The organism is Phyllobacterium myrsinacearum, assembly GCF_014138285.1.
Lineage (GTDB): Bacteria > Pseudomonadota > Alphaproteobacteria > Rhizobiales > Rhizobiaceae > Phyllobacterium > Phyllobacterium myrsinacearum_A.
This window is the reverse complement of record NZ_JACGXN010000001.1, coordinates 543,139-565,466: the sequence shown is the minus strand read 5'-3', so window position 1 is coordinate 565,466 and position 22,328 is coordinate 543,139. Positions and strand designations below refer to the sequence as shown.

25 protein-coding genes are annotated in these 22,328 nt (G+C 57.1%); 18 read left to right on the top strand and 7 right to left on the bottom strand.

Annotation, left to right across the window (positions count from 1 at the left end; all coding sequences use genetic code 11):
* Position 1: 1 nt before the first annotated feature.
* Both ribB and FHW16_RS02860 read left to right on the top strand, forming a co-directional pair.
* The gene (gene ribB, locus FHW16_RS02865) at positions 2–1,105 is read left to right on the top strand and encodes a 3,4-dihydroxy-2-butanone-4-phosphate synthase (protein WP_182547645.1); all 1,104 of its coding nucleotides are present in this window, start codon (positions 2–4) and stop codon (positions 1,103–1,105) included.
* A 20-nt stretch (positions 1,106–1,125) separates the two neighbouring features.
* Positions 1,126–1,338 (top strand): helix-turn-helix domain-containing protein, encoded by a 213-nt coding sequence (locus FHW16_RS02860; protein ID WP_182547644.1) that lies wholly within the window; start codon positions 1,126–1,128, stop codon positions 1,336–1,338.
* A gap of 293 nt (positions 1,339–1,631) precedes the next feature.
* Here the strand turns inward: FHW16_RS02860 and FHW16_RS02855 are convergent, their stop codons facing one another.
* Positions 1,632–2,090, bottom strand: a complete 459-nt coding sequence (locus tag FHW16_RS02855; protein WP_182547643.1) for an Lrp/AsnC family transcriptional regulator — start codon at positions 2,088–2,090, stop codon at positions 1,632–1,634.
* Positions 2,091–2,215: 125 nt separating this feature from the next.
* Between FHW16_RS02855 and FHW16_RS02850 the strand changes: the two genes are divergently transcribed.
* The gene (locus FHW16_RS02850) at positions 2,216–3,499 is read left to right on the top strand and encodes a cystathionine gamma-synthase family protein (protein ID WP_182547642.1); all 1,284 of its coding nucleotides are present in this window, start codon (positions 2,216–2,218) and stop codon (positions 3,497–3,499) included.
* Here the strand turns inward: FHW16_RS02850 and FHW16_RS02845 are convergent.
* From FHW16_RS02845 to FHW16_RS02830, 4 genes are read right to left on the bottom strand one after another with little or no spacing between them, the layout of a single operon-like run.
* Positions 3,489–4,157 carry a hypothetical protein gene (locus FHW16_RS02845; protein WP_182547641.1) on the bottom strand — a complete coding sequence of 223 codons (669 nt, stop codon included), beginning with the start codon at positions 4,155–4,157 and terminating at the stop codon, positions 3,489–3,491. The genes FHW16_RS02850 and FHW16_RS02845 overlap by 11 nt on opposite strands.
* Positions 4,157–4,804 carry a hypothetical protein gene (locus tag FHW16_RS02840; protein WP_182547640.1) on the bottom strand — a complete coding sequence of 216 codons (648 nt, stop codon included), beginning with the start codon at positions 4,802–4,804 and terminating at the stop codon, positions 4,157–4,159. The genes FHW16_RS02845 and FHW16_RS02840 overlap by 1 nt, the downstream gene beginning before the upstream one ends.
* A complete protein-coding gene (locus FHW16_RS02835) occupies positions 4,801–5,457 on the bottom strand; it encodes a hypothetical protein (RefSeq protein WP_182547639.1) in 657 nt (218 codons plus the stop codon). The genes FHW16_RS02840 and FHW16_RS02835 overlap by 4 nt, the downstream gene beginning before the upstream one ends.
* Positions 5,454–6,404, bottom strand: coding sequence for a hypothetical protein (locus FHW16_RS02830; protein WP_182547638.1), 951 nt, complete (start codon positions 6,402–6,404; stop codon positions 5,454–5,456). Before FHW16_RS02830 ends, FHW16_RS02835 begins: the two co-directional genes overlap by 4 nt.
* 249 nt (positions 6,405–6,653) lie before the next feature.
* Here FHW16_RS02830 and FHW16_RS02825 point away from each other — a divergent pair, with 249 nt between their 5' ends.
* The 6 genes from FHW16_RS02825 (at position 6,654) to FHW16_RS02800 (ending at position 12,840) form a co-directional block, all read left to right on the top strand.
* On the top strand, positions 6,654–7,580 hold the full coding sequence (locus FHW16_RS02825; RefSeq protein ID WP_182547637.1) for a histone deacetylase family protein: 927 nt from the start codon (positions 6,654–6,656) through the stop codon (positions 7,578–7,580).
* 4 nt (positions 7,581–7,584) lie between these two features.
* On the top strand, positions 7,585–7,839 hold the full coding sequence (locus FHW16_RS02820; protein WP_182547636.1) for an exodeoxyribonuclease VII small subunit: 255 nt from the start codon (positions 7,585–7,587) through the stop codon (positions 7,837–7,839).
* Positions 7,840–7,904: 65 nt separating this feature from the next.
* Positions 7,905–8,828: a pirin family protein gene (locus FHW16_RS02815; RefSeq protein ID WP_182547635.1), complete on the top strand. Its 924-nt coding sequence runs from the start codon at positions 7,905–7,907 to the stop codon at positions 8,826–8,828.
* 102 nt (positions 8,829–8,930) lie between these two features.
* Complete coding sequence (gene dxs / locus FHW16_RS02810; RefSeq protein WP_182547634.1) at positions 8,931–10,850, top strand: 1-deoxy-D-xylulose-5-phosphate synthase; 1,920 nt, start codon at positions 8,931–8,933, stop codon at positions 10,848–10,850.
* 15 nt (positions 10,851–10,865) lie between these two features.
* Entirely contained in the window at positions 10,866–11,603 is a 738-nt protein-coding gene (locus tag FHW16_RS02805; protein WP_182547633.1) for a TlyA family RNA methyltransferase, read from the top strand.
* On the top strand, positions 11,599–12,840 hold the full coding sequence (locus FHW16_RS02800) for a class I SAM-dependent RNA methyltransferase (RefSeq protein ID WP_432652004.1): 1,242 nt from the start codon (positions 11,599–11,601) through the stop codon (positions 12,838–12,840). Before FHW16_RS02805 ends, FHW16_RS02800 begins: the two co-directional genes overlap by 5 nt.
* Positions 12,841–12,855: 15 nt before the next feature.
* Here FHW16_RS02800 and tldD read toward each other — a convergent pair whose 3' ends face one another.
* A complete protein-coding gene (gene tldD / locus FHW16_RS02795; protein ID WP_182547631.1) occupies positions 12,856–14,268 on the bottom strand; it encodes a metalloprotease TldD in 1,413 nt (470 codons plus the stop codon).
* 80 nt (positions 14,269–14,348) lie between these two features.
* The gene (locus tag FHW16_RS02790) at positions 14,349–14,867 is read right to left on the bottom strand and encodes an invasion associated locus B family protein (RefSeq protein WP_223611539.1); all 519 of its coding nucleotides are present in this window, start codon (positions 14,865–14,867) and stop codon (positions 14,349–14,351) included.
* Between the two features lie 383 nt (positions 14,868–15,250).
* Here FHW16_RS02790 and coxB point away from each other — a divergent pair, with 383 nt between their 5' ends.
* The 9 genes from coxB to FHW16_RS02745 all read left to right on the top strand — a co-directional run bounded on the left by coxB (position 15,251) and on the right by FHW16_RS02745 (position 22,311).
* Complete coding sequence (coxB, locus tag FHW16_RS02785; RefSeq protein ID WP_182548891.1) at positions 15,251–16,096, top strand: cytochrome c oxidase subunit II; 846 nt, start codon at positions 15,251–15,253, stop codon at positions 16,094–16,096.
* A 39-nt stretch (positions 16,097–16,135) separates the two neighbouring features.
* Positions 16,136–17,788, top strand: coding sequence for a cytochrome c oxidase subunit I (gene ctaD / locus FHW16_RS02780; RefSeq protein WP_182547630.1), 1,653 nt, complete (start codon positions 16,136–16,138; stop codon positions 17,786–17,788).
* A 78-nt stretch (positions 17,789–17,866) separates the two neighbouring features.
* Positions 17,867–18,811 carry a heme o synthase gene (cyoE, locus tag FHW16_RS02775; protein ID WP_182547629.1) on the top strand — a complete coding sequence of 315 codons (945 nt, stop codon included), beginning with the start codon at positions 17,867–17,869 and terminating at the stop codon, positions 18,809–18,811.
* Positions 18,812–18,813: 2 nt separating this feature from the next.
* A complete protein-coding gene (locus FHW16_RS02770; protein ID WP_182547628.1) occupies positions 18,814–18,969 on the top strand; it encodes a hypothetical protein in 156 nt (51 codons plus the stop codon).
* Positions 18,970–18,980: 11 nt separating this feature from the next.
* The gene (locus tag FHW16_RS02765) at positions 18,981–19,610 is read left to right on the top strand and encodes a cytochrome c oxidase assembly protein (RefSeq protein WP_182548890.1); all 630 of its coding nucleotides are present in this window, start codon (positions 18,981–18,983) and stop codon (positions 19,608–19,610) included.
* 58 nt (positions 19,611–19,668) lie between these two features.
* Positions 19,669–20,547 (top strand): cytochrome c oxidase subunit 3, encoded by an 879-nt coding sequence (locus FHW16_RS02760; protein WP_182547627.1) that lies wholly within the window; start codon positions 19,669–19,671, stop codon positions 20,545–20,547.
* Positions 20,548–20,637: 90 nt separating this feature from the next.
* On the top strand, positions 20,638–21,144 hold the full coding sequence (locus tag FHW16_RS02755) for a L,D-transpeptidase family protein (RefSeq protein ID WP_246711608.1): 507 nt from the start codon (positions 20,638–20,640) through the stop codon (positions 21,142–21,144).
* Positions 21,141–21,536, top strand: coding sequence for a DUF983 domain-containing protein (locus FHW16_RS02750; protein ID WP_182547626.1), 396 nt, complete (start codon positions 21,141–21,143; stop codon positions 21,534–21,536). Before FHW16_RS02755 ends, FHW16_RS02750 begins: the two co-directional genes overlap by 4 nt.
* A complete protein-coding gene (locus FHW16_RS02745; protein WP_182547625.1) occupies positions 21,529–22,311 on the top strand; it encodes an SURF1 family protein in 783 nt (260 codons plus the stop codon). The genes FHW16_RS02750 and FHW16_RS02745 overlap by 8 nt, the downstream gene beginning before the upstream one ends.
* The last annotated feature ends 17 nt before the right edge of the window (positions 22,312–22,328 follow it).

Genomic DNA, 22,328 nt, shown 5'->3' with positions numbered 1-22,328 from the left:
CATGGCTTACAATCAGAAACGGGTCGTCGATGCGCTGCGTGCGTTCGAACGCGGTGAAATCGTCGTTGTCATGGACGACGACGGGCGCGAGAACGAAGGCGATCTGATCGTCGCGGCGGTGCATTGCACCCCGGAAAAGATGGCATTCATCGTGCGTCACACCTCCGGCATCGTCTGCACGCCCATGCCGCGCGATCACGCCAGGCGTCTTAACCTTGCGCCGATGGTGGCCGAGAACGACGCGCCGCATTCGACCGCCTTCACCGTGACCGTGGACTACAAGCACGGAACCACGACAGGCATTTCTGCCGATGACCGCACGTTGACTGTCCGCAACCTCGCCAATCCCAACGCAGGTGCCGCTGACTTTGTGCGTCCGGGGCATATTTTCCCGTTGATCGCGCGCGAGGGCGGCGTGCTCATGCGTTCCGGCCATACGGAAGCCGCTGTGGATCTGTGCAAGCTCGCCGGTTTGCCACCCGTCGGCGTCATCTGCGAGCTCGTCAACGATGATGGTTCCGTCATGCGCGGCCCGCAGGTGGCAAGCTTTGCCGAAACCCACACGCTGCATCAGGTGACGGTGGCTGATCTCATCGCCTATCGTCAGCGCAAGGAAACCCTGATCGAGCGCATCGGCGAGTACGAGATCGACACCTGCGCCGGACAGGCGAAGGCCATCACCTATGCGCTGCCATGGGAGCCGATGCACCACGCCGCCATCGTCTTTGGCGATATCCGCGACGGCGAGGATGTGCCTGTGCGCCTGCAGCGTGAAGACATCCTCAGTGACGTATTTGGTGCGCGCAACACGCTCGACAGCATTATGAAGCGCATTGCCGAGGAAAAGCGTGGCGTCATCGTCTATCTGCGTGAAGGCTCGGTCGGTGTCGGCCGCGATGATGACCGTAACCGTGCCACGCTGCAGGATCGCGAGGCCCATGCGGAAGCCAAGGTGCGCGAAGAAGAATGGCGCCAGATCGGTCTCGGCGCGCAGATTCTGAAGGATCTCGGCATCAGCTCGATCCGCCTGCTGTCGTCTCGCGAACGGCACTATGTCGGCCTTGAAGGGTTTGGCATCCAGATCACGCGAACGGATATTATCTGACTAGTGGCTTCGTGCCTCTTATGGATATCAAGAAGCGATTTGGTCTGGCTGTGAAAGAAAGACGGGGTGCCCTGGGGATCTCGCAGGAAGAATTGGCGATGCGCATTGGTGCAGATCAGGCATATGTCAGCCGCATGGAAGCGGAGCGAATGAACGTTACCCTGGAAACCGCCGAGCAAGTTGCAGCGGCGATGCATTGCGCCGTTGCGGAGCTGCTTGGTAGAGTCGGATAGCGCGTTTCCAGGGTTATCCCGCTTTGATCTGCCTCCACACGGACCACGCTGGGGAAGTGGAGCGGGCGGGGAGTGTAACTTTGCATCCGGGGTTCGATCTTTGTTTATTCATGGGCTGCAAACCCCTCGCGCGTGGTTCGACAGGCTCACCATGAGGGAGAAGAGCTGGTTGCAAGGTCAATCGGAGATATTGCAGGATCGAGACGTTGCAGAACGTCACTCCCTGCAATCCTCACTCTCCCTCATGGTGAGCTTGTCGAACCGCGAACCAATATCCCTGCAACGGGAAATCTCTAAACCCGCCGCTCCTTGATCGTATTCATGATAAAGCTCGTCTCGATGGAGGCGACGCATTTCAGCCGGGCGATCTTTTCCTTGATGAAGCGCTCATATTGTTCCAGCCCGGCACTCATGACTTTCAGCACATAGTCGCGCGAGCCAGTGACAAGGTGGCATTCCAGCACTTCATCCCAGCCTCGGATGGCCTCTTCGAACATGACAATCTCATCCTCGTGCTGACGACTGAGCCGGATCGTGGCGATGGCGGCCATGGTCCAGCCCTCGATGATGGGATCGACGAGGGTTGTGTAGCCGCGAATGATACCGGCTTCCTCCATGCGCCGCAGACGGCGCAGGCAGGGGGACGGGGATAGTCCGACCCGCTCGGCCAGATCGTTGTTGGTGATCCGCGCATCCGCCTGTAGCTCTTTCAGAATGCGCCGGTCCGTCTCGTCAGCAATTTTCTGCGTCATAATTTCCCATTCGTGGCAATTGTTAGCGGCAATCAATGCAATTTGATCGTAAAAAGCAAGGATTGATCCCTGCTTTTGATATAATTTGCTTGGCAATGCCCCACCCTTCACGCGAGGAGATTCGCATGGTCGCTCCCCATCCGTCCAAAACCCATATCGGCAACCACAAATTGCATCCTGAAACATTGATGCTGAACTATGGTTACGACCCGGAGCTGTCGGAAGGTGCGGTCAAGCCGCCGGTGTTCCTGACCTCGACCTTCGTGTTCAAATCAGCCGAGGAAGGCCGCGACTTCTTTGATTTTGTCTCCGGCCGCAAGGAGCCGCCTGCAGGCGTCGGCGCAGGTCTCGTTTATTCCCGTTTCAATCACCCCAACAGCGAAATCGTCGAGGACCGTCTGGCCGTTTACGAGCGCACGGAAAGCTGCGCGTTGTTTTCCTCAGGTATGTCGGCCATTGCGACGACCTTGCTGGCCTTTGTGCGCCCCGGCGATGCGGTGCTGCATTCGCAGCCGCTCTATGGCGGCACCGAAACCCTGCTGGCCAAGACATTCCTCAATATGGGGGTGGCCGCTGTCGGCTTTGCCGATGGTGTCAACGAAGCCTCGGTGCAGGCGGCTGCCGACGAGGCAATGACCAAGGGCCGGGTTTCCATGATCCTGATCGAAACGCCCGCCAACCCGACCAATAGTCTGGTCGACGTGGCCATGATCCGCCGCATCGCCGATGCCATCGGCAAGAAGCAGGGGCATACGCCGGTGATTGCCTGCGACAACACCCTGCTGGGACCGGTTTTCCAGCGCCCGATCGAACACGGTGCTGATATTTCCCTGTACTCGTTGACCAAATATGTCGGTGGCCATTCCGATCTGATCGCCGGCGCCGCCCTCGGCTCGAAAGCTGTGATGAAGCAGGTCAAGGCTTTGCGCGGTGCCATCGGCACGCAGCTCGACCCGCACTCCTGCTGGATGCTTGGCCGCTCACTGGAAACCCTGAGCATTCGCATGGAAAAGGCCAACAACAATGCGCTCGCCGTCGCGGATTTTCTGCGCGATCATCCGAAAGTGGAGAAAATCCACTATCTGCCCTATCACGATGCCAATTCGCCGCTTGGCCGCACCTTTGCGGCGCAATGCACCGGCGCTGGTTCCACTTTCTCGTTCGATATCAAGGGGGGCCAGCCTGCCGCCTTCAAATTCCTGAATGCGCTGCAGATCCTCAAACTGGCGGTCAGTCTTGGTGGAACCGAGTCTCTTGCCAGCCACCCCGCGACCATGACCCATTCCGGCGTGCCCGTGGATATCAGGCAGAGAATCGGCGTTCTCGATTCCACGATCCGGCTGTCGATCGGCATCGAGCATCCGGATGATCTGATCGCCGACCTTACCCAGTCTCTGGCTATGGCCTGACGGGCAGAGCGCCCTCAAGTTCCAACGGGAATAGCGTGGGCTCCCAGAATTTCTCAAGCTTGTATGTCTCGATCGTCTGGGCCTCCCATTGATGTAAAAAGCCCGCAAGAGCCGATCTGTCGTTGTTCAAAAGGGCGGGATAGAAAGACGGGTTTTTTGACTTCATGTACCGAGAAATTCCGGGATCAGAATCCCAGATTTCTCGGGCCTTATCAAAATCACCGTGCGCAATAGCCAAAAGCATGTGCATCCCCTTAAAGGCTTCATACCCGACACGCTCGCGCAGCGGTCTCTTTTCGGACGCGACCGCCACAAAGTCATCAAATGAGGTGATCTTGCGTAACTCAGGCAGAACTTCATGCTCGATCATTTCACACATGATGCTGACCGCATCCGCATTGTTTGCATCCCATATCCGGTAGGGTGCTTTGTAGAGTCGCCCACCCCATCCCAAAGTGAACATGGTTCGGTTGGGCAAGAGGATATCGACAACCTTTGTCGGTACAAATTCGTTGGGATTTCCGCAGCGATCCACAAAAACGCCGCGTACGATGTGATGGACAGGCTTGATGATCAGAAATCGCCCAACCAATGCCAGATCGGAATGGCGCGACAAAAGCGGGCTTAACACCTGACGAACTTGGACAGTCGTGGTCATCAGGCTCCCTCCAGTTCCAACGGGAAGGGGGTGGGCTCCCAGAATTTCTCCAGTTTGCATTTCTGGACTGCCAACGCCTCCCATTCGTGCAGCACTTTGGCAATTTCTATACGATCTCTCGCCAACAGTGCGGGATAGAAGGATGGTGCAATGGTGGTAAGATAACGTTGCTTATCCTGTTGCGGCTCGAGGATAGAGAGAGCAAGCTCAAAATCCCCCTTTGCAGTCGCGATGAGCATTTCAACGAAACGTTGCCTGTCATAATACCCGGCCGTTGCGCGGTAATATGCGGCGAGTTCCTGATATTGATCAAATGTCGTTGTGGAACGTAGTTTCGGTAGGATCTTCTTTTCAAGTAAACTGAAAAACCGTTCGACAGCATCAGGATTGGTCGAGTCCCAATATCCGATGCCTGGGTCAGTGAGAAAATCGCCAAGACCAAGCGATCCAGGGTCCTTTGCTGGTATCAGGATATCAACCACGGTTCTTGGATCAAACATACGAGGGGTTCTACAGTAATCTATGTAGACACCTCGCCGAAGATGATGAATGGGTTTTACAACCATGAATCTGCCGACCATCGCCAGATCATCGTGACGTTCGAGCAGGGGCTTTACCATTTTTCGAATTTGCGCGCCCGTTGTCATCGACCTTCCTCCAGTTCCAGCGGGAAGGGGGTGGGCTCCCAGAATTTCTCAAGCTTGTATGTCTCGATCGTCTGGGCCTCCCATTGATGTAAAAAGCCTGCAAGAGCCGATCTGTCGTTGTTCAAAAGGGCAGGATAGAAAGACGGGTTTTTTGACTTCATGTACCGAGAAATTTTGGGATCAGAATCCCAGATTTCTCGGGCCTTATCAAAATCACCGTGCGCAATAGCCAAAAGCATGTGCTCATACGTAAAGGCTTCATACCCGACACGCTCGCGCAGCGGTCTCTTTTCGGACGCGACCGCCACAAAGTCATCAAATGAGGTGATCTTGCGCAACTCAGGCAGAACTTCATGCTCAATCATTTCACGCATGATGCTGACCGCATCCGCATTGTTTGCATCCCATATCCGGTAGGGTGCTTTGTAGAGTCGCCCACCCCATCCCAAAGTGAACATGGTTCGGTTGGGCAAGAGGATATCGACAACCTTTGTCGGTACAAATTCGTTGGGATTTCCGCAGCGATCCACAAAAACGCCGCGTACGATGTGATGGACAGGCTTGATGATCAGAAATCGCCCAACCAATGCCAGATCGGAATGGCGCGACAAAAGCGGGTTTAACACCTGACGAACTTGGGCAGTCGTGGTCATTGATCTGGCCTTACTTCAGTGACGATGATTGTGGGGTTAGTTGGGTAGCGCCTTGAGACTGATTCACCAATTTCGATCACGCGGGGGAAACTGAGGCCGCTACGTCCGGTTTTGATATCGTAGACACAAACTACGTCATCGTGGACTCTTCCCAAGACGTCGATTCTAATGGAACCCATTTCGCCGTAGGATGGGGTGCGCTGGTAAAAGATTGGATCGTCCATGACATCTTCGTTGTATTTTACGAACGAGCGCTCTGCGATTAATTGACCGGAATGATTGTTGTCGACCAGCTCTTTCATTCTTGAATGCACTGCCGTGCCCCAAAGTACTGGTGATGAATAATTGTAGGCCTTGCCGGCGGAGTTTTTGGCTAAGTTGGTGAGGTTTTGAACGGTGCCGTGTTCCGGGCAATCTTCCTTGACCTGATCCTTCGTAATCAATTTTACCTCCGCAGACGGTCTTGTCGTGGTTCGTTCTGCGGGATTGTCGGGTTTCCAATCTTTCGGTCGAAACAGAAATATCGGTGTCTTTGTTGGATCGCGTTGCTTTGACAGGCGATTGAACTCTTCAATGCCTTCTTTCAATGGCTTTGAGCCCGGTTCGTCAGGCTTTCGCAGAACATGCTCGACTAGAGCTCTTGTGCCCATCGCAGTTGCGGCAGCCAGTCCTACAGCACTTGGTCCGAGGCTGATCCACTGCCCACCCTCCGGTATGCCCGCGGGCTCGCGTGGCTGATCCGGATCATACTTCCGCAGGAGATCGATTTCGCTCTGCAGCCTCAGTTCGGCTTCCAGCAATGCGCGCTCGTGTTCGAGCTGGCGGTATTGACCGCTGCGCAGACTGTTGGGCGGGGCGAGCTTCAGCGCCTTGAGTTGGAGTTCGTTGGCAGAAATGTGCCACCGGAGCCGGAGATGTCTGGAAGAATGTTCATTATGTAAATTCATGAATACTATCCTTTAAAGGGATAATATTCCTACATCGAGCAAGCCATCGTCAATTAGACATTGGTCGTGGTTCTCGATGGAATCTACGGGATTCAGGTTTGGCAGAAACACTGAACCGGTGCCGGCATTGCGTATAACGGCGCAGTGTTCGCCTCTTTTGGTCTTGTGCAAAGCGCGACGTCTGTGCACATTCTCCCGTTACAACCCAAGCCTTGTGCCGATATCCATTCACAGTTGCAGAAAGCCGATATGGTCACCCGTCTTTATTCGCACCCGATCTATCTCGAGCATTTGACGCCCGTTGGTCATCCCGAGCGGCCGGACCGGCTGCGGGCACTGAACAAGGTGCTGGAGGACGGTGCCTTTGACACGCTGGACCGGGTATTGTCGCCGCTGGGCGACGAGGCAAACATCCTATATGCACACCCGGAACATTACCTCGAGCGGGTTCGCCAGACCATTCCGGATGAGGGAATCACCCGTGTCGATGCTGATACATCCGTCAGCCCGAAGAGCTGGGAAGCGGCACTGACCGGTATCGGCGCGGCCAATGCGGCGGTCGACGATGTCTTTACCGGCCGGGCGGACAATGTGTTCGTCGCCTCGCGCCCGCCGGGCCACCATGCGGAGCGCAACCGGGCCATGGGTTTTTGCCTCTTCAACAATGCGGCGATCGCGGCACGCCATGCCCAGAAGGTACATGGAGCCGAGCGGGTCGCCATCGTTGACTGGGATGTGCACCACGGCAACGGCACGCAGGACATTTTCTGGGAAGACCCCTCTGTGCTGTATTGTTCAACACATCAGATGCCGCTTTATCCGGGCACTGGTGCCAAGGATGAAACGGGCGCAGGCAATATCGTCAATGCGCCGCTGGCGCCCCAAACCGGGAGCGAGGATTTCCGCGAGGCGTTCAATACGCGCATCCTGCCATCACTCGACAGCTTCAAGCCTGATCTGATCATCATTTCGGCCGGTTTCGACGCGCACCACCGCGATCCTTTGGCCGAGATCAACCTGGACGAGGATGATTTCGACTGGGCCACCGGCGTTCTTCTGGAAAGAGCTGGGAAGTATGCATCGAACCGGCTTGTCAGCCTGCTGGAAGGCGGCTACGACCTCAAGGGCATGTCGCTGTCCGCAGGCGCGCATATCAAACGTTTGATGAAAGGTTGAAACCATGGCCGATGTACAACCCAATGCCGATATCGCCGCCATGAGCTTCGAGCAGGCGCTCGATCAACTGGAAAAGATTGTGGACGATCTGGAGCGCGGCGATGTGCCGCTTGAACAGTCGATCCGTATCTACGAGCGCGGTGAGGCCCTTAAAAAGCACTGCGATACGCTGTTGCGCGCCGCTGAAGACAAGGTTGAGAAAATCCGGCTGGGCCGCGATGGCCAGCCGGTCGGCACCGAACCGCTGGATCCGGAATAGACCGCGGCTGTTCAGGCAAGCTGCAAGACGCTATGATGCGGCTTCGATGACCTGGAGCAGCGTTCATGAGCTTTTTCCCCGGCAATGATCCGCAACCCGGTGACACCACCGCCGTTGATTCGATTGAAACGCTGATCATTCCGCGCACCAGCGATGTCGGGGGTCTGCAGGTTCGCCGCGCCCTGCCGACGGCAAAGCGGCGCCTCGTCGGCCCCTTCATTTTCTTTGACCGCATGGGACCGGCCATCCTGCGTCCCACCGATGCACTTGATGTCCGCCCGCACCCACATATCGGATTGTCCACGGTCACCTATCTCTTCGATGGCAATATTCGTCATCGTGACAGCCTTGGCACCGAAATGGTCATCCGGCCGGGCGACGTCAATCTGATGACCGCCGGACGGGGCATTGTCCATTCCGAACGGTCACCGGAAGAGCTGCGCACCCAGCCCCTGCCGATATCGGGGCTGCAGACATGGCTGGCGCTGCCCGATCATCTCGAGGAAATCGACCCGACCTTCGCCAATACGGCGGCGGGCGAACTGCCGGTGCTGCGCGAGTCCGGCATGGAAGCCCGCGTTGTCATGGGAACGTTCCATGGTGCGGGATCGCCGGTCAGGCAGCATGCCGAAACGCTCTATGTGGATATTCGCCTGCAGCCGGGCGGTCATATCCAGATACCCGCGGATGCGGCCGAAGAACGCGCGATCTATACGCTGGATGGGTCGGTGGAAATTTCCGGTGAGAGTTTTCCTGCCGACCGCCTGCTGGCCTTCCGCACGGGAGACGAAATTGTCGTATCGGCGCCGCAGGGCGCGCATTTCATGCTGTTCGGCGGTGCGACCATGCCATCGAAGCGTTATGTATGGTGGAACTTTGTTTCCTCATCGAAAGAACGGATCGAACAGGCGAAAGAGGAATGGCGCTCGGGCCGCTTCGATATCGTGCCGGGCGACGAGGAAGAGTTCATCCCTCTGCCTGAAAATTGACATGGGCTGCGACGAAGCTCCGCTTCTTGCTGGTTGCCCTGAATTCCTCTAGGAAGCGCCAGCCTTCTGGCAAGAATAGACCTTGGAACTGGAACCTGTGCTTTGGCAAAGAAACTGGAAACACCGCTACTCGACCGCGTCATAATCCCCAAGGATTTGCGCGCCTTGCCGGAGTCTGACCTGCCGCAACTGGCACGGGAGTTGCGGTCCGAGCTGGTGGATACCGTTTCGACGACTGGCGGCCATCTGGGTGCCGGTCTTGGCGTTGTCGAGCTCACCGTTGCGCTGCATCACGTTTTTGAGACGCCGCATGACCGGATCATCTGGGACGTGGGCCACCAGGCCTATCCGCACAAGATACTCACCGGCCGCCGTGATCGCATCCGCACATTGCGGCAGGAGGGTGGGCTTTCCGGTTTCACCAGGCGCAGCGAAAGCGAGTATGATCCGTTTGGCGCGGCCCATTCCTCGACGTCCATTTCCGCCGGCCTCGGCATGGCGGTCGCCAGTGATCTCGCAGGTCTCAAGCGCAATGTGATCTCCGTCATCGGCGATGGCGCCATGTCGGCGGGCATGGCCTATGAGGCGATGAATAATGCCGGCGCGCTCGATGCACGGCTGATCGTGGTTCTCAATGACAATGACATGTCGATTGCACCGCCGACCGGTGCCATGAGCGCTTATCTGGCACGGCTGGTTTCCGGCCGGACATACCGCTCCATTCGCGAGACAGCCAAGCAACTGGCCAAGAAACTGCCGAAATTCCTGCAGGAAAAGGCGCGGCTTTCGGAAGAGTATGCGCGCGGTTTCTGGACCGGCGGCACGATGTTCGAAGAGCTTGGCTTCTACTATGTCGGTCCGATCGACGGGCACAACCTCGACCACCTCCTGCCGGTTCTGAAAAATGTCCGCGACACGATGGACGGTCCCGTGCTCATCCATGTGGTAACGCAAAAGGGCAAGGGATACGCGCCTGCGGAAGCCGCCGCCGACAAGTATCATGGCGTCAACAAGTTCGACGTCATTACCGGCGCACAGGCCAAACCGCCTGCCAATGCGCCGAGCTATACCAAGATTTTTGCAACGAGCCTGATCGAGGAAGCGCGCCACGACGACAAGATCGTCGCCGTGACCGCCGCCATGCCAGGAGGCACCGGGCTTGATCTTTTCGGCGAAGTCTTTCCTAACAGGGTGTTCGATGTTGGCATTGCCGAGCAGCACGCCGTCACCTTCGCCGCAGGCCTCGCGACGGAAGGTTTCAAGCCATTTGCGGCGATCTATTCGACCTTCCTGCAGCGCGGTTACGATCAGGTCGTCCACGACGTTTCGCTGCAGAACCTGCCCGTACGTTTCCCGATTGACCGCGCTGGTCTGGTGGGTGCCGATGGCGCCACCCACGCTGGCTCATTCGACACGGGCTTTCTCGCGGCACTGCCGGGCTTTGTGGTGATGGCGGCTTCCGATGAGGCCGAACTGCGCCACATGGTGCGTACCGCCGCAGAATATGACGAGGGTCCAATTTCCTTCCGCTATCCGCGCGGTGATGGCATTGGTATTGATTTGCCCGAGCGCGGGCAGATATTGCAGATCGGCAAGGGTCGCATCGTCCGTGAAGGCAGCAAGGTTGCGTTGCTTTCATTCGGTACACGCCTGCAGGAATGTCTGGCCGCTGCCGATGAACTGGATGCGGCGGGGCTTTCCACCACCGTTGCGGACGCCCGCTTTGCCAAACCTCTGGACGAGGAGATGATCCGCCGTCTGGCACGCGCGCACGAGGTGCTGGTAACGGTGGAAGAGGGCGCAATCGGCGGCTTTGCCTCGCATGTCCTGCATTTCCTCAGCCGCGATGGTCTGCTTGATCATGGCCTGCGGGTCCGCACGCTGACCTTGCCTGATTTCTATCTGGATCATGCCAAGCCGGAAGCCATGTATGCGCGTTCCGGACTCGACCGGGCTGGCATCGTCCAGACGGTCTTCGGGGCGCTCGGCCGTGATTATCTGGCAGCGCCGGTCCGTGCCTGACCGGCAATGGCGGCAATGCGGTTAGACCAGCTGCTCGTTGAAAAGAGCCTGTTTGCCAGCCGTTCGCGGGCAAGGGATGCCATTGTGCGCGGTACGGTTACCGTCGACAGTAAGGTTGTGACAAAGCCCGGAGCGACCTTTCCGGACACAGCGGTTATCAGTGTCGATGACCCGGCAAGCAACTATGTCTCGCGTGCTGCGCTGAAACTCATTGCCGGGCTCGACCATTTCTCCATCGATCCGAATGGCGTATCGGCACTGGACATAGGCGCGTCCACCGGCGGTTTTACCCAGGTCCTGCTGGAACGCGGAGCAACGCACGTCACCGCCGTCGATGTAGGGCATGACCAGCTGCATGACAGTCTGGGTAGCGATCCGCGCGTTACCAATCTCGAAGGCCTCAATGCACGGGAGCTTTCCCGCGATCATCTGGACGGCCGAAAGATCGGGCTGGTGGTATCAGATGTCAGCTTTATTTCGCTGAAACTTGCCCTACCGCCGGCGCTGGATATGGCCGAACCGGGCAGCCATTGTGTCCTCCTGGTCAAGCCTCAGTTCGAGGCCGGGCGCGAGGCGATCGGCAAGGGCGGCATTTTGCGCAATCCAATGGATGGCGAACGCGTCGCAAATGTTCTAAGGAACTGGCTGGATGGATTGCCGGGCTGGAAAGCCTTGGGGCTGTGCCCTTCGCCCATAGAGGGCGGCGATGGCAATCGCGAATATCTTCTGGCCGGTTTGAAGAGAAAAGATTGAAGAGCTGATGAGCACGCGCGTAACAATTGAGCGGATGGGCGCCGGTGGCGATGGCATTGCTGCAACGACGGCAGGCAGTGTCTATGTACCGTTCTCTCTGCCCGGTGAGATCGCCAATGTCGCGCTGGAAAATGGCCGCGCAACAATGATGGCCCTGCTTGACGCATCGCCAGAGCGCATTGATCCCGCTTGCCGCCATTTCGAGGAGTGCGGCGGTTGCGCCCTGCAGCATTGGCAGGATGGTGCCTATCAGGACTGGAAGCGTTCTCTGGTGCAGGAAGCGCTCGGCGGGCGTGGATTGCAGTTCAAGCTTGATCCGCTCGTGCCATGCGCACCGCAAACCCGTCGCCGGGCCGTTTTTGCCGTTCGCACCAGTGACCACGGGGCAGTGCTCGGGTTCAACCGGCACCAGAGCCACGAACTCATCGACATCACAGAATGCGCGGTTACCGTACCGGAAATTGTTTCACGGCTGGATGACTTGCGCGAAGTCGTCGCCGTTCTCGGCGGCGGCATGAAGCCGTTCAAGCTGACCGTGACAGCGACAGCTTCCGGGCTTGATATCACCGCATCGGGTTGCGGTGCGCCTGATGCTGCCAAGCGCCATGCCCTGACCAATCTTGTTTTGAAAAAGGGTTTTGCGCGGCTGAGCTTTGAAGGTGAAATCGTCGTCGAGCCGAGAAAGCCGCTGGTGCATTTCGGCAAGGTTCCGGTTTATCTGCCACCGGGCGGGTTTCTGCAGGCAACAGTCGAAGCGGAGGAGACTATGGCTGCGCTGGTGGCTGCGCATCTCGCCAAGGCAAAGAAATCCATCGATCTTTTCTGCGGCTCCGGCACTTTTGCTTTCCGAATCGCCGAGAAATCCTCCGTTCACGCGGTGGAAAGCGATCAGATGGCGATTGATGCGCTGGATCGTGGTGCGCGCCACGTTCAGGGCTTGAAGCCGGTCAGTGTCGAGCGTCGCGATCTGTTCCGCCGGCCGTTTCTGGCGCGCGAACTTGCGCCATTTACCGGATTGGTTTTCGATCCGCCGCGCGCCGGGGCGGAAGCCCAGGCGATCGAGATCGCCAAGTCAAATGTACCGAAGGTTGCAGCGGTATCGTGCAATCCGGTTACATTGGGCCGGGACCTGAGCATCCTCGTCAAAGGCGGTTACAAGATCGACCGCGTCGTGCCGATTGACCAGTTCCTCTGGTCGTCGCACGTGGAAGCAGTGGCGTTGCTCTCAAAGAAATAGGGAAGAGAAGGGCGGTTAGACCGCCGTTCCGCCCACAGTCATCTGATCCATGCGCAGGTGTGGCTGGCCAACACCGACCGGCACCCACTGGCCACCCTTGCCGCAATTACCCATACCGGTATCGAGCTGCAGATCATTGCCGATCATGGAGATACGCTGCATGGCATCCGGGCCATTACCAATCAGCATCGCGCCTTTGACCGGTGCACCGATCTTGCCGTTCTCGATCATGTAGGCTTCGGTGCAGCCGAACACGAATTTGCCTGACGTGATGTCCACCTGGCCGCCGCCGAATGAAACCGCGTAAATGCCGTTCTTGACCGAGGCGATGATTTCTTCCGGCGTCTTGTCGCCGTCGAGCATATAAGTGTTGGTCATGCGCGGCATCGGGGCGTGGGCGTAGGATTCGCGTCGTCCATTACCGGTAGGCTGCATGCCCATGAGGCGCGCATTCTGCCGGTCCTGCATGTAGCCGACAAGAATGCCGTCATCGATCAGAACGGTCTTGTTTGTCGGCATGCCTTCGTCATCGACAGTCAGGGAACCGCGACGTTCGGAAATCGTGCCGTCATCGACGACGGTGACGCCTTTCGACGCGACTTTCTGGCCGAGCAGACCGGCAAAAGCCGAGGTCTTCTTGCGGTTGAAATCGCCCTCAAGCCCGTGGCCGACCGCTTCATGCAGCATGACGCCGGGCCAGCCGCTGGACAGAACGATATCGAATGTTCCGGCAGGGGCGGGGATGGCTTCAAGATTGACCAGTGCCTGGCGCAGCGCCTCATCGGCCGCATGCTGCCACTTCTCGGTGGTGATGAACTCGCCAAAGCCCTTGCGTCCGCCCGCACCATAGGAGCCGCTTTCCTGCCGATCGCCATCGCCAACCACAACAGAAACGTTGAGGCGCACCATGGGGCGGATGTCACGGACGAAATGGCCGTCAGCGCGCAGGATTTCCACCTGCTGCCACGAACCTGCGAGCGAAACCGATACCTGCCGGACCTTCGGGTCCTTGGCGCGCAGATAGGCATCGATCTCCTGCAGCAGTTTGACCTTGGCCACAAAGCCGGGTGAACCGATCGGGTTCTCGTCACCGTAAAGGCTGCGATTGGTTCCGGGAGGGGCTGCGGTATAGGCACCGGCATATCCTGTACGGACTGCCGAGGCGGCATCGGCCGCGCGTTTGAGCGCGCCAAGCGAAAGCTCGCCCGCATGCGCGTAGCCAACGGCCTCACCGGCGACAGCACGCAGGCCAAATCCCTGATCCTGATTGAAGGACCCGTTCTTCAGGCGACCATTGTCAAAGCTGAGACCTTCTGATTCCCGGTATTCGATGAAAAGCTCGCCATCATCCGCACCTTCGAGGCTCTGCTTGACGGTTTCGAGGATTTTTTCGCGTGGTGCGTCAAAACTGTCGATGAGACTTTTCATAATTGATCATCCGTTCACATGATTACGAAGCGGATGTAGGGCCTTGCCCGGCCCGCTACAACTGAAAACTTGTCGAGAGATCAGGGAAGGGCGTCGAAACCTTCACCAAATCCGTTGAGTTCGACGGGAATGCCGATACCTTCTTCGGGTGTCTGGAAGACGATGAAGGTTGCGGCCTTGCCTGTCTTGAAGGTTTGAACGAGCTGATCTTCCAGAATAACTTCCGCATAGCAGCCATCTTCGAAGCACCGGACGAAATAGGCACGGCCGATATCCTTGCCATCCACGTTCAGACCAAGGCCATTTGGCAGAAGCACGCCGAGCGGTGCGAGCACGCGCAGGATCTTCGCCTTGTTGTCAGCGGTTTTGAGAACCACCACCGAAAGACCCATCTCCGGGCGATCAGCCGCAACGACATTCTGAATGAGTGCGCATTGCTCAGATTTTGCACCGGCTGGAGTGTCGCACAGGATCGACCATGCGCCATGGGTGGATTTGACTGTACCGCTCTGCTGCGCGGCCATGGCCCCGCCGGAAAAACCGGCAATGGACAGGGAAAGCAGACCGAGGGCGATGCTACGTAGCGCGAAAGAGGACATATAGGCTCCAAAACGAATCATCCAGACGTTAAACCGCCGCGGCCCGGATGAAAAGAATACCGCTCAAACACTCCCCAGCATACAGCGGCGCAGGTATCTCTGGTGTAATGCAAAAATGGCCGGATTGTGAGCCATGCGCCCTTCATGCAGTAAAATCGCCGGTAAAGTCAAAAAAGATACGTCTTTACAAGATGCTGTCATCCACAGGAGGCACGCTGCGCGCAAAAATGCCGCACGGGATCACGTTCGCCTTCCTTGCGATGTAGGCTAATGTATGATTTGAACGCGGCATATCACCGGGCCATAGTGAAGCCCGGTCTTAACGTATGGAATTGAAGCTTCATTCGGGAGATTTCTAGGTGAAGAAGAATATTGTCACGCTGATGGGTGTCCTGGGTGGCCTGTTGAGTGCCGGTGCTGCATATGCTGCGCAGCCTGAACCTTGGCAGATGACGTTCCAGCCAGCTGGATCTGCTATTATGGAGCAGATCATCTGGTTCGAGCACTATACATTGTGGTTCATCGTCCCGATTACACTGTTTGTGATGGGGCTTCTGGCCTGGGTCATGTTTCGCTACCGTGCCAGCGCCAATCCTGTGCCGTCTAAGACCAGCCACAACACGGCTGTCGAAGTGGTCTGGACCGTCGGCCCTGTCGTTATTCTTCTTTTCCTGGCAATTCCTTCATTCCAGCTCCTGACGGCACAGTATTCGCCTGAAGAAGCAAAGATGACCATCAAGGCAACGGGTTATCAGTGGTACTGGGGTTATGAATATCAGGCCGGTGACGCGCCTGTTTCATTCGACTCCGTCATGCTGAAGGACGGTGACCGCGCCGCTGCCGGCAAGGAAGACCGCAAGGCCTATCCGCGCCTGCTCGCTGTTGACAATGAAATGGTCGTTCCTGTGAACACCACTGTTCGCCTTCTGGTGACGGGTGCTGATGTGATCCATTCCTTCTCCATGCCAGCCTTTGGCGTGAAGATGGATGCTGTCACCGGTCGCAGCAACGAAACATGGTTCAAGGCGGACAAGGAAGGCATGTACTACGGTCAGTGCTCGCAGATTTGCGGCAAGGATCATGCCTTCATGCCGATTGCGATCCATGTGGTTTCGCAGAGCCAGTATGATGCGTGGTTTGCTGCTGCCGGGAAAGACCTTCCGGGCGCATACAAGACACTCACCGCTAAAATCGACGCAGACAAGAACGTAAACGTAGCCGGCAACTAAGCTGGTTGACGCGAATTATTGAGGAACGGGAGCACTTTGATGGCAGGTTCTGCAGCTCACGAGGCCCATGACGCTCACAAGCCTACAGGCTGGACGCGCTGGGTTTATTCGACCAACCACAAGGATATCGGCACGCTTTACCTGATCTTCGCGATCATTGCCGGTATCATCGGTGGTTGTCTTTCGATCGCCATGCGTGCCGAGCTTCAGCAGCCCGGCATCCAGATTTTCCATGGCCTTGCATCCATGGTCTACGGCTTCGAGGGCGATGCGGCTATCGATGCCGGCAAGCAGATGTACAATGTGTTCTCGACGGCACATGGTCTGATCATGATCTTCTTCATGGTCATGCCTGCACTGATCGGCGGCTTTGCCAACTGGATGGTACCAATCATGATTGGTGCGCCTGACATGGCTTTCCCGCGCATGAACAACATTTCGTTCTGGCTGCTCCCGCCAGCACTGCTCCTGCTCATCCTTTCAATGTTCGTTCCTGGTCCTGCCGGTGGTTTCGGTACGGGCGGTGGCTGGACGATCTATCCGCCTTACTCGACATCGGGCCAGCCAGGTCCGGCGATGGATTTCGCCATCCTGTCGCTGCACATTGCCGGTGCCTCGTCGATCCTTGGTGCGATCAACTTCATCACCACGATCTTCAACATGCGCGCTCCCGGCATGACGTTGCACAAGATGCCGCTGTTCGCCTGGTCCGTGCTGATCACTGCATTCCTGCTGCTGCTCGCCCTGCCGGTTCTGGCAGGTGGCATCACCATGCTTCTGACAGACCGCAACTTCGGAACAACCTTCTTTGCTCCGGAAGGCGGCGGTGATCCGATCCTGTTCCAGCACCTGTTCTGGTTCTTCGGCCATCCTGAAGTGTACATCATGATCCTGCCGGCATTCGGCATCGTCAGCCATATCGTCTCGACGTTCTCACGCAAGCCGATCTTCGGTTACCTCGGCATGGCCTATGCCATGGTTGCCATCGGCGTGGTCGGCTTCATCGTCTGGGCGCACCACATGTACACCGTGGGTCTGTCACTCGACACGCAGCGCTATTTCGTCTTCGCGACGATGGTTATCGCCGTGCCGACAGGCGTGAAGATTTTCTCGTGGATCGCGACCATGTGGGGCGGCTCGATCGAGTTCAAGCCGCCGATGGTCTGGGCAATCGGCTTCATCTTCCTGTTCACCGTTGGCGGTGTGACAGGTGTGCAGCTGGCCAATGCCGGTCTCGACCGTGCGATGCATGACACCTACTACGTGATTGCACACTTCCATTACGTGCTGTCGCTGGGTGCTGTGTTCGGGATTTTCGCGGGCTGGTACTACTGGTTCCCGAAGATGACCGGCTACATGTACAATCACACCATTGCCCACACGCACTTCTGGGTCATGTTCATCGGCGTCAATCTGGTGTTCTTCCCGCAGCACTTCCTCGGACTTGCCGGCATGCCGCGCCGCTACATCGATTATCCCGATGCATTTGCGGGCTGGAACGAAGTGTCGTCGATCGGCTCCTACATCTCCGGCGTTGCCGTGCTGATCTTCCTGTTCGGCGTCTTCGAAGCCTTTGCCAAGAAGCGTGAAGCCGGTGCCAATCCATGGGGCCCCGGTGCAACCACCCTGGAATGGCAGCTGTCGTCACCGCCGCCCTTCCACCAGTGGGAACAGCTTCCACGCATCAAGTAAAACCAAGGACCGGGCCGCTGAAACCCAGCGGCCCGGGCATCTTCAAGTTGAAACGACTGAAATAACAAGACTGAGCGCATGGCCCTGATTGAGAAGAATGCAACCGTAGATACCGTCATTGGCCTGTCTGAAGCCAATGCATCGGACTATATTGCCTTGCTCAAGCCGCGGGTGATGTCGCTGGTGGTCTTTACCGGTTTTGTTGGCATGATGGCCGCTCCCGGCCACATCAATCCGGTTCTCGCCGTCATTGCCATTCTGTGCATTGCGGTTGGTGCCGGTGCCTCCGGCGCGCTCAATATGTGGTACGATTCCGATATTGACGCGATCATGAAACGCACCGCCAACCGTCCTATTCCGGCGGGCCGGATTACCCGCGAAGAGGTGCTGACCTTCGGTCTGCTGTTGTCCGCTTTCTCGGTCGTCACGCTCGGCCTTTTCGTCAATCTGCTTTCAGCTTTCCTGCTTGCCTTCACTATTTTCTTCTATGCGGTCGTCTATACGATGTGGCTGAAGCGCTCGACGCCCCAGAACATCGTTATCGGCGGCGCTGCTGGGGCATTCCCACCCATGATCGGCTGGGCCGCCGTGACCAATTCGGTCGGCATCGAAAGCATTGTGCTTTTCCTCATCATCTTCCTGTGGACGCCACCCCATTTCTGGGCGCTGTCGCTGTTCATGTCCGATGATTACGAGAAGGCAAAAATCCCGATGATGCCCAATGTGATGGGCGAAGCATCAACGAAGTTTCAGATTTTCCTCTACACGCTGCTGGTCGCTCCGGTTGCTGTCCTGCCATGGATCATGGGATTTGCCGGTATCGTCTACGGCGTTTTTTCGATCGCTGCCGGTGTGCTGTTCCTTTTCTATGCGTGGACTGTCTGGCGCGCGCCGGTCGGTGCGCCGATGATCAAACCAGCGAAGAAGATGTTCGCTTTTTCGATCTTTTATCTTTTCAGCCTTTATGCCGTGCTTCTTGGCGAGATCCTCGTGCGCAAGGCGCTTTTTCTGGCAGGTGCATGAATATGAGCGACGATCGCGTAACACTGACACCAAAGCAGAAGCGGGCACAGCGCAGCCGCTCCATCGCGCTTGCCCTGGCTTTGGCTGCGTTTGTTATTCTTGTCTACGTCGGCACCTGGGCCAAGCTTGGCGCGAAGATTCTCGACCGGCAAATGTGATGAGCAGCTCAATGGAAGAAAACCAGACACCAGCAACCGACAACGCGCCAACCCGGAAACGCCGGATTTCCGACCGGACGATCGCGATTTCGTGTCTGGCGTTCTTCTTCGGCATGGTAGGCATGGCTTTTGCGGCCGTGCCACTCTACGCGATGTTCTGTCAGGTCACCGGTTATGGCGGCACGACCCAGCGCGTCGAGCAGATGTCCGATACGATCCTCGACAAGAAGATCACGGTACGCTTCGATGCCAATACTTCCGATGGCCTGCCTTGGCAGTTTAAGCCGGTGCAGCGTGATGTGACGATGAACATTGGCGAGACCAAGCTTATCCATTACGAAGCCAAGAACATACTGGACAAACCGACAGCTGGTCGTGCTTCGTTCAATGTGACGCCGCAGGCAGCGGGGGCGTACTTCAACAAGGTTGAATGCTTCTGCTTCACGGACACCGTCCTGAAGCCGGGCGAAGACATGCAGATGCCAGTCGTTTTCTTCGTTGACCCGGATATCGTCAATGCGGAAGAGCTGAAGGGCGTCAACACAATTACCCTGTCCTACACCTTCTTTCCGATCGCGATGCCGGCACCGGTTGCTGCCAGCGCTGACGTGAAGAAGGACAAGGCATCGGGACAGCTTTGAACTTGCGCTGACGATTTGTCAGTGGCTAAACAGATGAATAGAACTTGCGGGGGTTAAAATGGCCGAAGCACACGCGAAGAACCACGACTACCATATTATCGATCCAAGCCCATGGCCGTTCCTCGGCTCGGTGGGTGCTTTTGTCATGGCTATCGGCGGTATCGCTTACATGCGCTATCACAATGGCGGTGAGCTGCACCTGTTCGGACATAACCTGGCACAGCCATGGCTGTTCCTGATTGGCCTTGCCATCGTTCTCTACACCATGTTCGGCTGGTGGTCGGATACCATCAAGGAGAGCAAGGAAGGGCACCATACCCGCGTTGTATCCCTGCACCTGCGCTATGGCATGATCATGTTCATCGCGTCGGAAGTGATGTTCTTCGTTGCCTGGTTCTGGGCCTTCTTCGATGCCAGCCTTTTCCCCGGTGAAGCAGAGCAGGTTGCCCGCGCAGCCTTTACCGGCGGTGTGTGGCCTCCCAAGGGCATCGAGGTTCTCGATCCTCTGCATCTGCCGCTGTACAACACCATCATCCTGCTTCTGTCGGGAACGACGGTAACCTGGGCCCACCATGCGCTGATCCACAATGATCGCAAGGGTCTGGTCCAGGGGCTCACGCTCACGGTCCTGCTCGGCATGCTCTTCTCGTTCGTACAGGGCTACGAGTACATGCATGCACCGTTTGCGTTCAAGGACTCGATCTACGGCGCGACCTTCTTCATGGCGACGGGCTTCCACGGCTTCCACGTCATCATCGGAACGATCTTCCTGCTGGTTTGCCTGCTGCGCGCCATGCGTGGTGACTTCACCGAGAAGAAGCATTTCGGCTTCGAAGCTGCCGCCTGGTACTGGCACTTCGTGGACGTGGTCTGGTTGTTCTTGTTCTTCTCGATCTACGTATGGGCCTCATGGGGCGCACCGATAGCCGTTGAATAAACAAGCCTTCAGAACTGGTAATAGAGAGGGCGGTCATGGAAACATGACCGCCCTCATTCTTTGGGCACAATCCTGCGCCAAGCATCAGGCATGATGAAACCTTTGGCTCTCCGCTCGGCATTCCTTGTTGCTTTGTCACCATTCTTTGTAGCGCTGGCACCGGCAAACGAAGGCAAGGTTGATCTGGTTCGTGTGGAAAAGGCAGAACGGCGCATGCAGCTGCTGTCCGGTGACGTGGTGATCAAGGAATATACGGTAGCGCTTGGGGCACGGCCAGAAGGTCACAAGCACTGGGAAGGTGACGAGCGAACACCCGAAGGGCGCTATGTTTTGGATTGGCGCAACCCTAAAAGCATCGCTTACAAGTCAATCCACATTTCATATCCCAACCCGAGAGATGTTGCTTCAGCCAAATCGATGGGCGTGCAGCCCGGGGGCATGATCATGATCCACGGTGCGGCCAATGGCTACGGCTGGTGGGGCTGGGTACTTCAACTTATCGACTGGACAGATGGGTGTATTGCCGTCACTAATCGCGAAATGGATGAAATCTGGGCTCTGGTCCAGGATGGAACACCGATTGAGATAAACCCATGAGCGAAGACAAAGCCCTTTATCCGCCAGTTGACCCTTTCACGGCGGGCGTGAAGGCACGTTGCCCGCGTTGCGGACAGGGGAAACTCTTTGACGGATTCCTGACGCCGGCCAGACAATGCACAAGCTGCGGTCTCGACTATTCCTTCATTGATTCGGGCGATGGACCCGCAGTGCTGGTCATGCTGCTGATTGGCTTCATTGTTGTCGGGCTCGCCCTGTGGATGGAAGTCACCGTTGATCCGCCGCTATGGGTCCATTTCATCCTGTGGATACCGCTCGCGCTTGTGCTTTGCCTGACGGCCCTACGCCTGATGAAAGGCGTTCTGATTGCCCTTCAATACAAAAACAAGGCTGCGGAAGGGCAGCTCGATATTCCCGTTGCCCATGAGTGATATTGCAATGCAAGCAAAACCGACCCGGTTTCCGTGGATCATGCTGATCCTCAGCACTGTTCTCTTTGCCATCCTGATTGGACTTGGCACATGGCAGGTGGAACGCCTGCAATGGAAGGAAGCACTGCTTGCGACCATAGCCGCGCGCACACACTCCGCGCCGCTGCCGTTGGCGGAGATCGAAAAGATCTGGGCGCAGGAGCACGATGTCGAATATCGGCCCGTGACTGTCACCGGACGTTTGCTCAATGATCGCGAAAGGCATTTCTTCTCCACCTATGACGGTTATTCCGGCTACTTCGTCTATACGCCGCTGCAACTCGACGACGGCCGCGCTGTCTTCGTCAATCGCGGTTTCGTGCCCTATGATCAGAAGAACGCATCCACACGGCGGCAGGGCGAAATCCCCGGGCCAGTGACCGTTACCGGGCTTGCGCGCAATCCGCTCGACGGAAAACCATCATCGATCCTTCCGGACAATGATCTGGTCAAGAATATCTACTTTTGGAAAGACCTGCCTGTTATGGCGGCTCAATCCAGTATCAATCCCCAGCAATTGGTGCCGTTCTTTATTGATGCGGACAAGACGCCCAATCCCGGCGGTTTCCCGATTGGCGGTGTTACGATCATCGATCTGCCCAACAGCCACCTGCAATATGCTGTCACGTGGTATGGTCTGGCGGCGACCTTGCTGGCCATTGTCATTATCTCGATGGTGAGACGAAAGCGGCCTGCCGAGTCACAAACTGAACCTTCGGACTTGACTTCCCGCTGATTGCCGCCCAATTCCAT

Excerpts from the sequence above, each read along its gene's own strand:
- ribB (WP_182547645.1), top strand. The coding sequence starts at position 2 with ATGGCTTACAATCAGAAACGGGTCGTCGATGCGCTGCGTGCGTTCGAA.
- FHW16_RS02860 (WP_182547644.1), top strand. The coding sequence starts at position 1,126 with ATGGATATCAAGAAGCGATTTGGTCTGGCTGTGAAAGAAAGACGGGGT.
- FHW16_RS02855 (WP_182547643.1), bottom strand. The coding sequence starts at position 2,090 with ATGACGCAGAAAATTGCTGACGAGACGGACCGGCGCATTCTGAAAGAG.
- FHW16_RS02850 (WP_182547642.1), top strand. The coding sequence starts at position 2,216 with ATGGTCGCTCCCCATCCGTCCAAAACCCATATCGGCAACCACAAATTG.
- FHW16_RS02845 (WP_182547641.1), bottom strand. The coding sequence starts at position 4,157 with ATGACCACGACTGTCCAAGTTCGTCAGGTGTTAAGCCCGCTTTTGTCG.
- FHW16_RS02840 (WP_182547640.1), bottom strand. The coding sequence starts at position 4,804 with ATGACAACGGGCGCGCAAATTCGAAAAATGGTAAAGCCCCTGCTCGAA.
- FHW16_RS02835 (WP_182547639.1), bottom strand. The coding sequence starts at position 5,457 with ATGACCACGACTGCCCAAGTTCGTCAGGTGTTAAACCCGCTTTTGTCG.
- FHW16_RS02830 (WP_182547638.1), bottom strand. The coding sequence starts at position 6,404 with ATGAATTTACATAATGAACATTCTTCCAGACATCTCCGGCTCCGGTGG.
- FHW16_RS02825 (WP_182547637.1), top strand. The coding sequence starts at position 6,654 with ATGGTCACCCGTCTTTATTCGCACCCGATCTATCTCGAGCATTTGACG.
- FHW16_RS02820 (WP_182547636.1), top strand. The coding sequence starts at position 7,585 with ATGGCCGATGTACAACCCAATGCCGATATCGCCGCCATGAGCTTCGAG.
- FHW16_RS02815 (WP_182547635.1), top strand. The coding sequence starts at position 7,905 with ATGAGCTTTTTCCCCGGCAATGATCCGCAACCCGGTGACACCACCGCC.
- FHW16_RS02805 (WP_182547633.1), top strand. The coding sequence starts at position 10,866 with ATGCGGTTAGACCAGCTGCTCGTTGAAAAGAGCCTGTTTGCCAGCCGT.
- tldD (WP_182547631.1), bottom strand. The coding sequence starts at position 14,268 with ATGAAAAGTCTCATCGACAGTTTTGACGCACCACGCGAAAAAATCCTC.
- FHW16_RS02790 (WP_223611539.1), bottom strand. The coding sequence starts at position 14,867 with ATGTCCTCTTTCGCGCTACGTAGCATCGCCCTCGGTCTGCTTTCCCTG.
- coxB (WP_182548891.1), top strand. The coding sequence starts at position 15,251 with ATGGGTGTCCTGGGTGGCCTGTTGAGTGCCGGTGCTGCATATGCTGCG.
- ctaD (WP_182547630.1), top strand. The coding sequence starts at position 16,136 with ATGGCAGGTTCTGCAGCTCACGAGGCCCATGACGCTCACAAGCCTACA.
- cyoE (WP_182547629.1), top strand. The coding sequence starts at position 17,867 with ATGGCCCTGATTGAGAAGAATGCAACCGTAGATACCGTCATTGGCCTG.
- FHW16_RS02770 (WP_182547628.1), top strand. The coding sequence starts at position 18,814 with ATGAGCGACGATCGCGTAACACTGACACCAAAGCAGAAGCGGGCACAG.
- FHW16_RS02765 (WP_182548890.1), top strand. The coding sequence starts at position 18,981 with ATGGAAGAAAACCAGACACCAGCAACCGACAACGCGCCAACCCGGAAA.
- FHW16_RS02760 (WP_182547627.1), top strand. The coding sequence starts at position 19,669 with ATGGCCGAAGCACACGCGAAGAACCACGACTACCATATTATCGATCCA.
- FHW16_RS02755 (WP_246711608.1), top strand. The coding sequence starts at position 20,638 with ATGATGAAACCTTTGGCTCTCCGCTCGGCATTCCTTGTTGCTTTGTCA.
- FHW16_RS02750 (WP_182547626.1), top strand. The coding sequence starts at position 21,141 with ATGAGCGAAGACAAAGCCCTTTATCCGCCAGTTGACCCTTTCACGGCG.
- FHW16_RS02745 (WP_182547625.1), top strand. The coding sequence starts at position 21,529 with ATGAGTGATATTGCAATGCAAGCAAAACCGACCCGGTTTCCGTGGATC.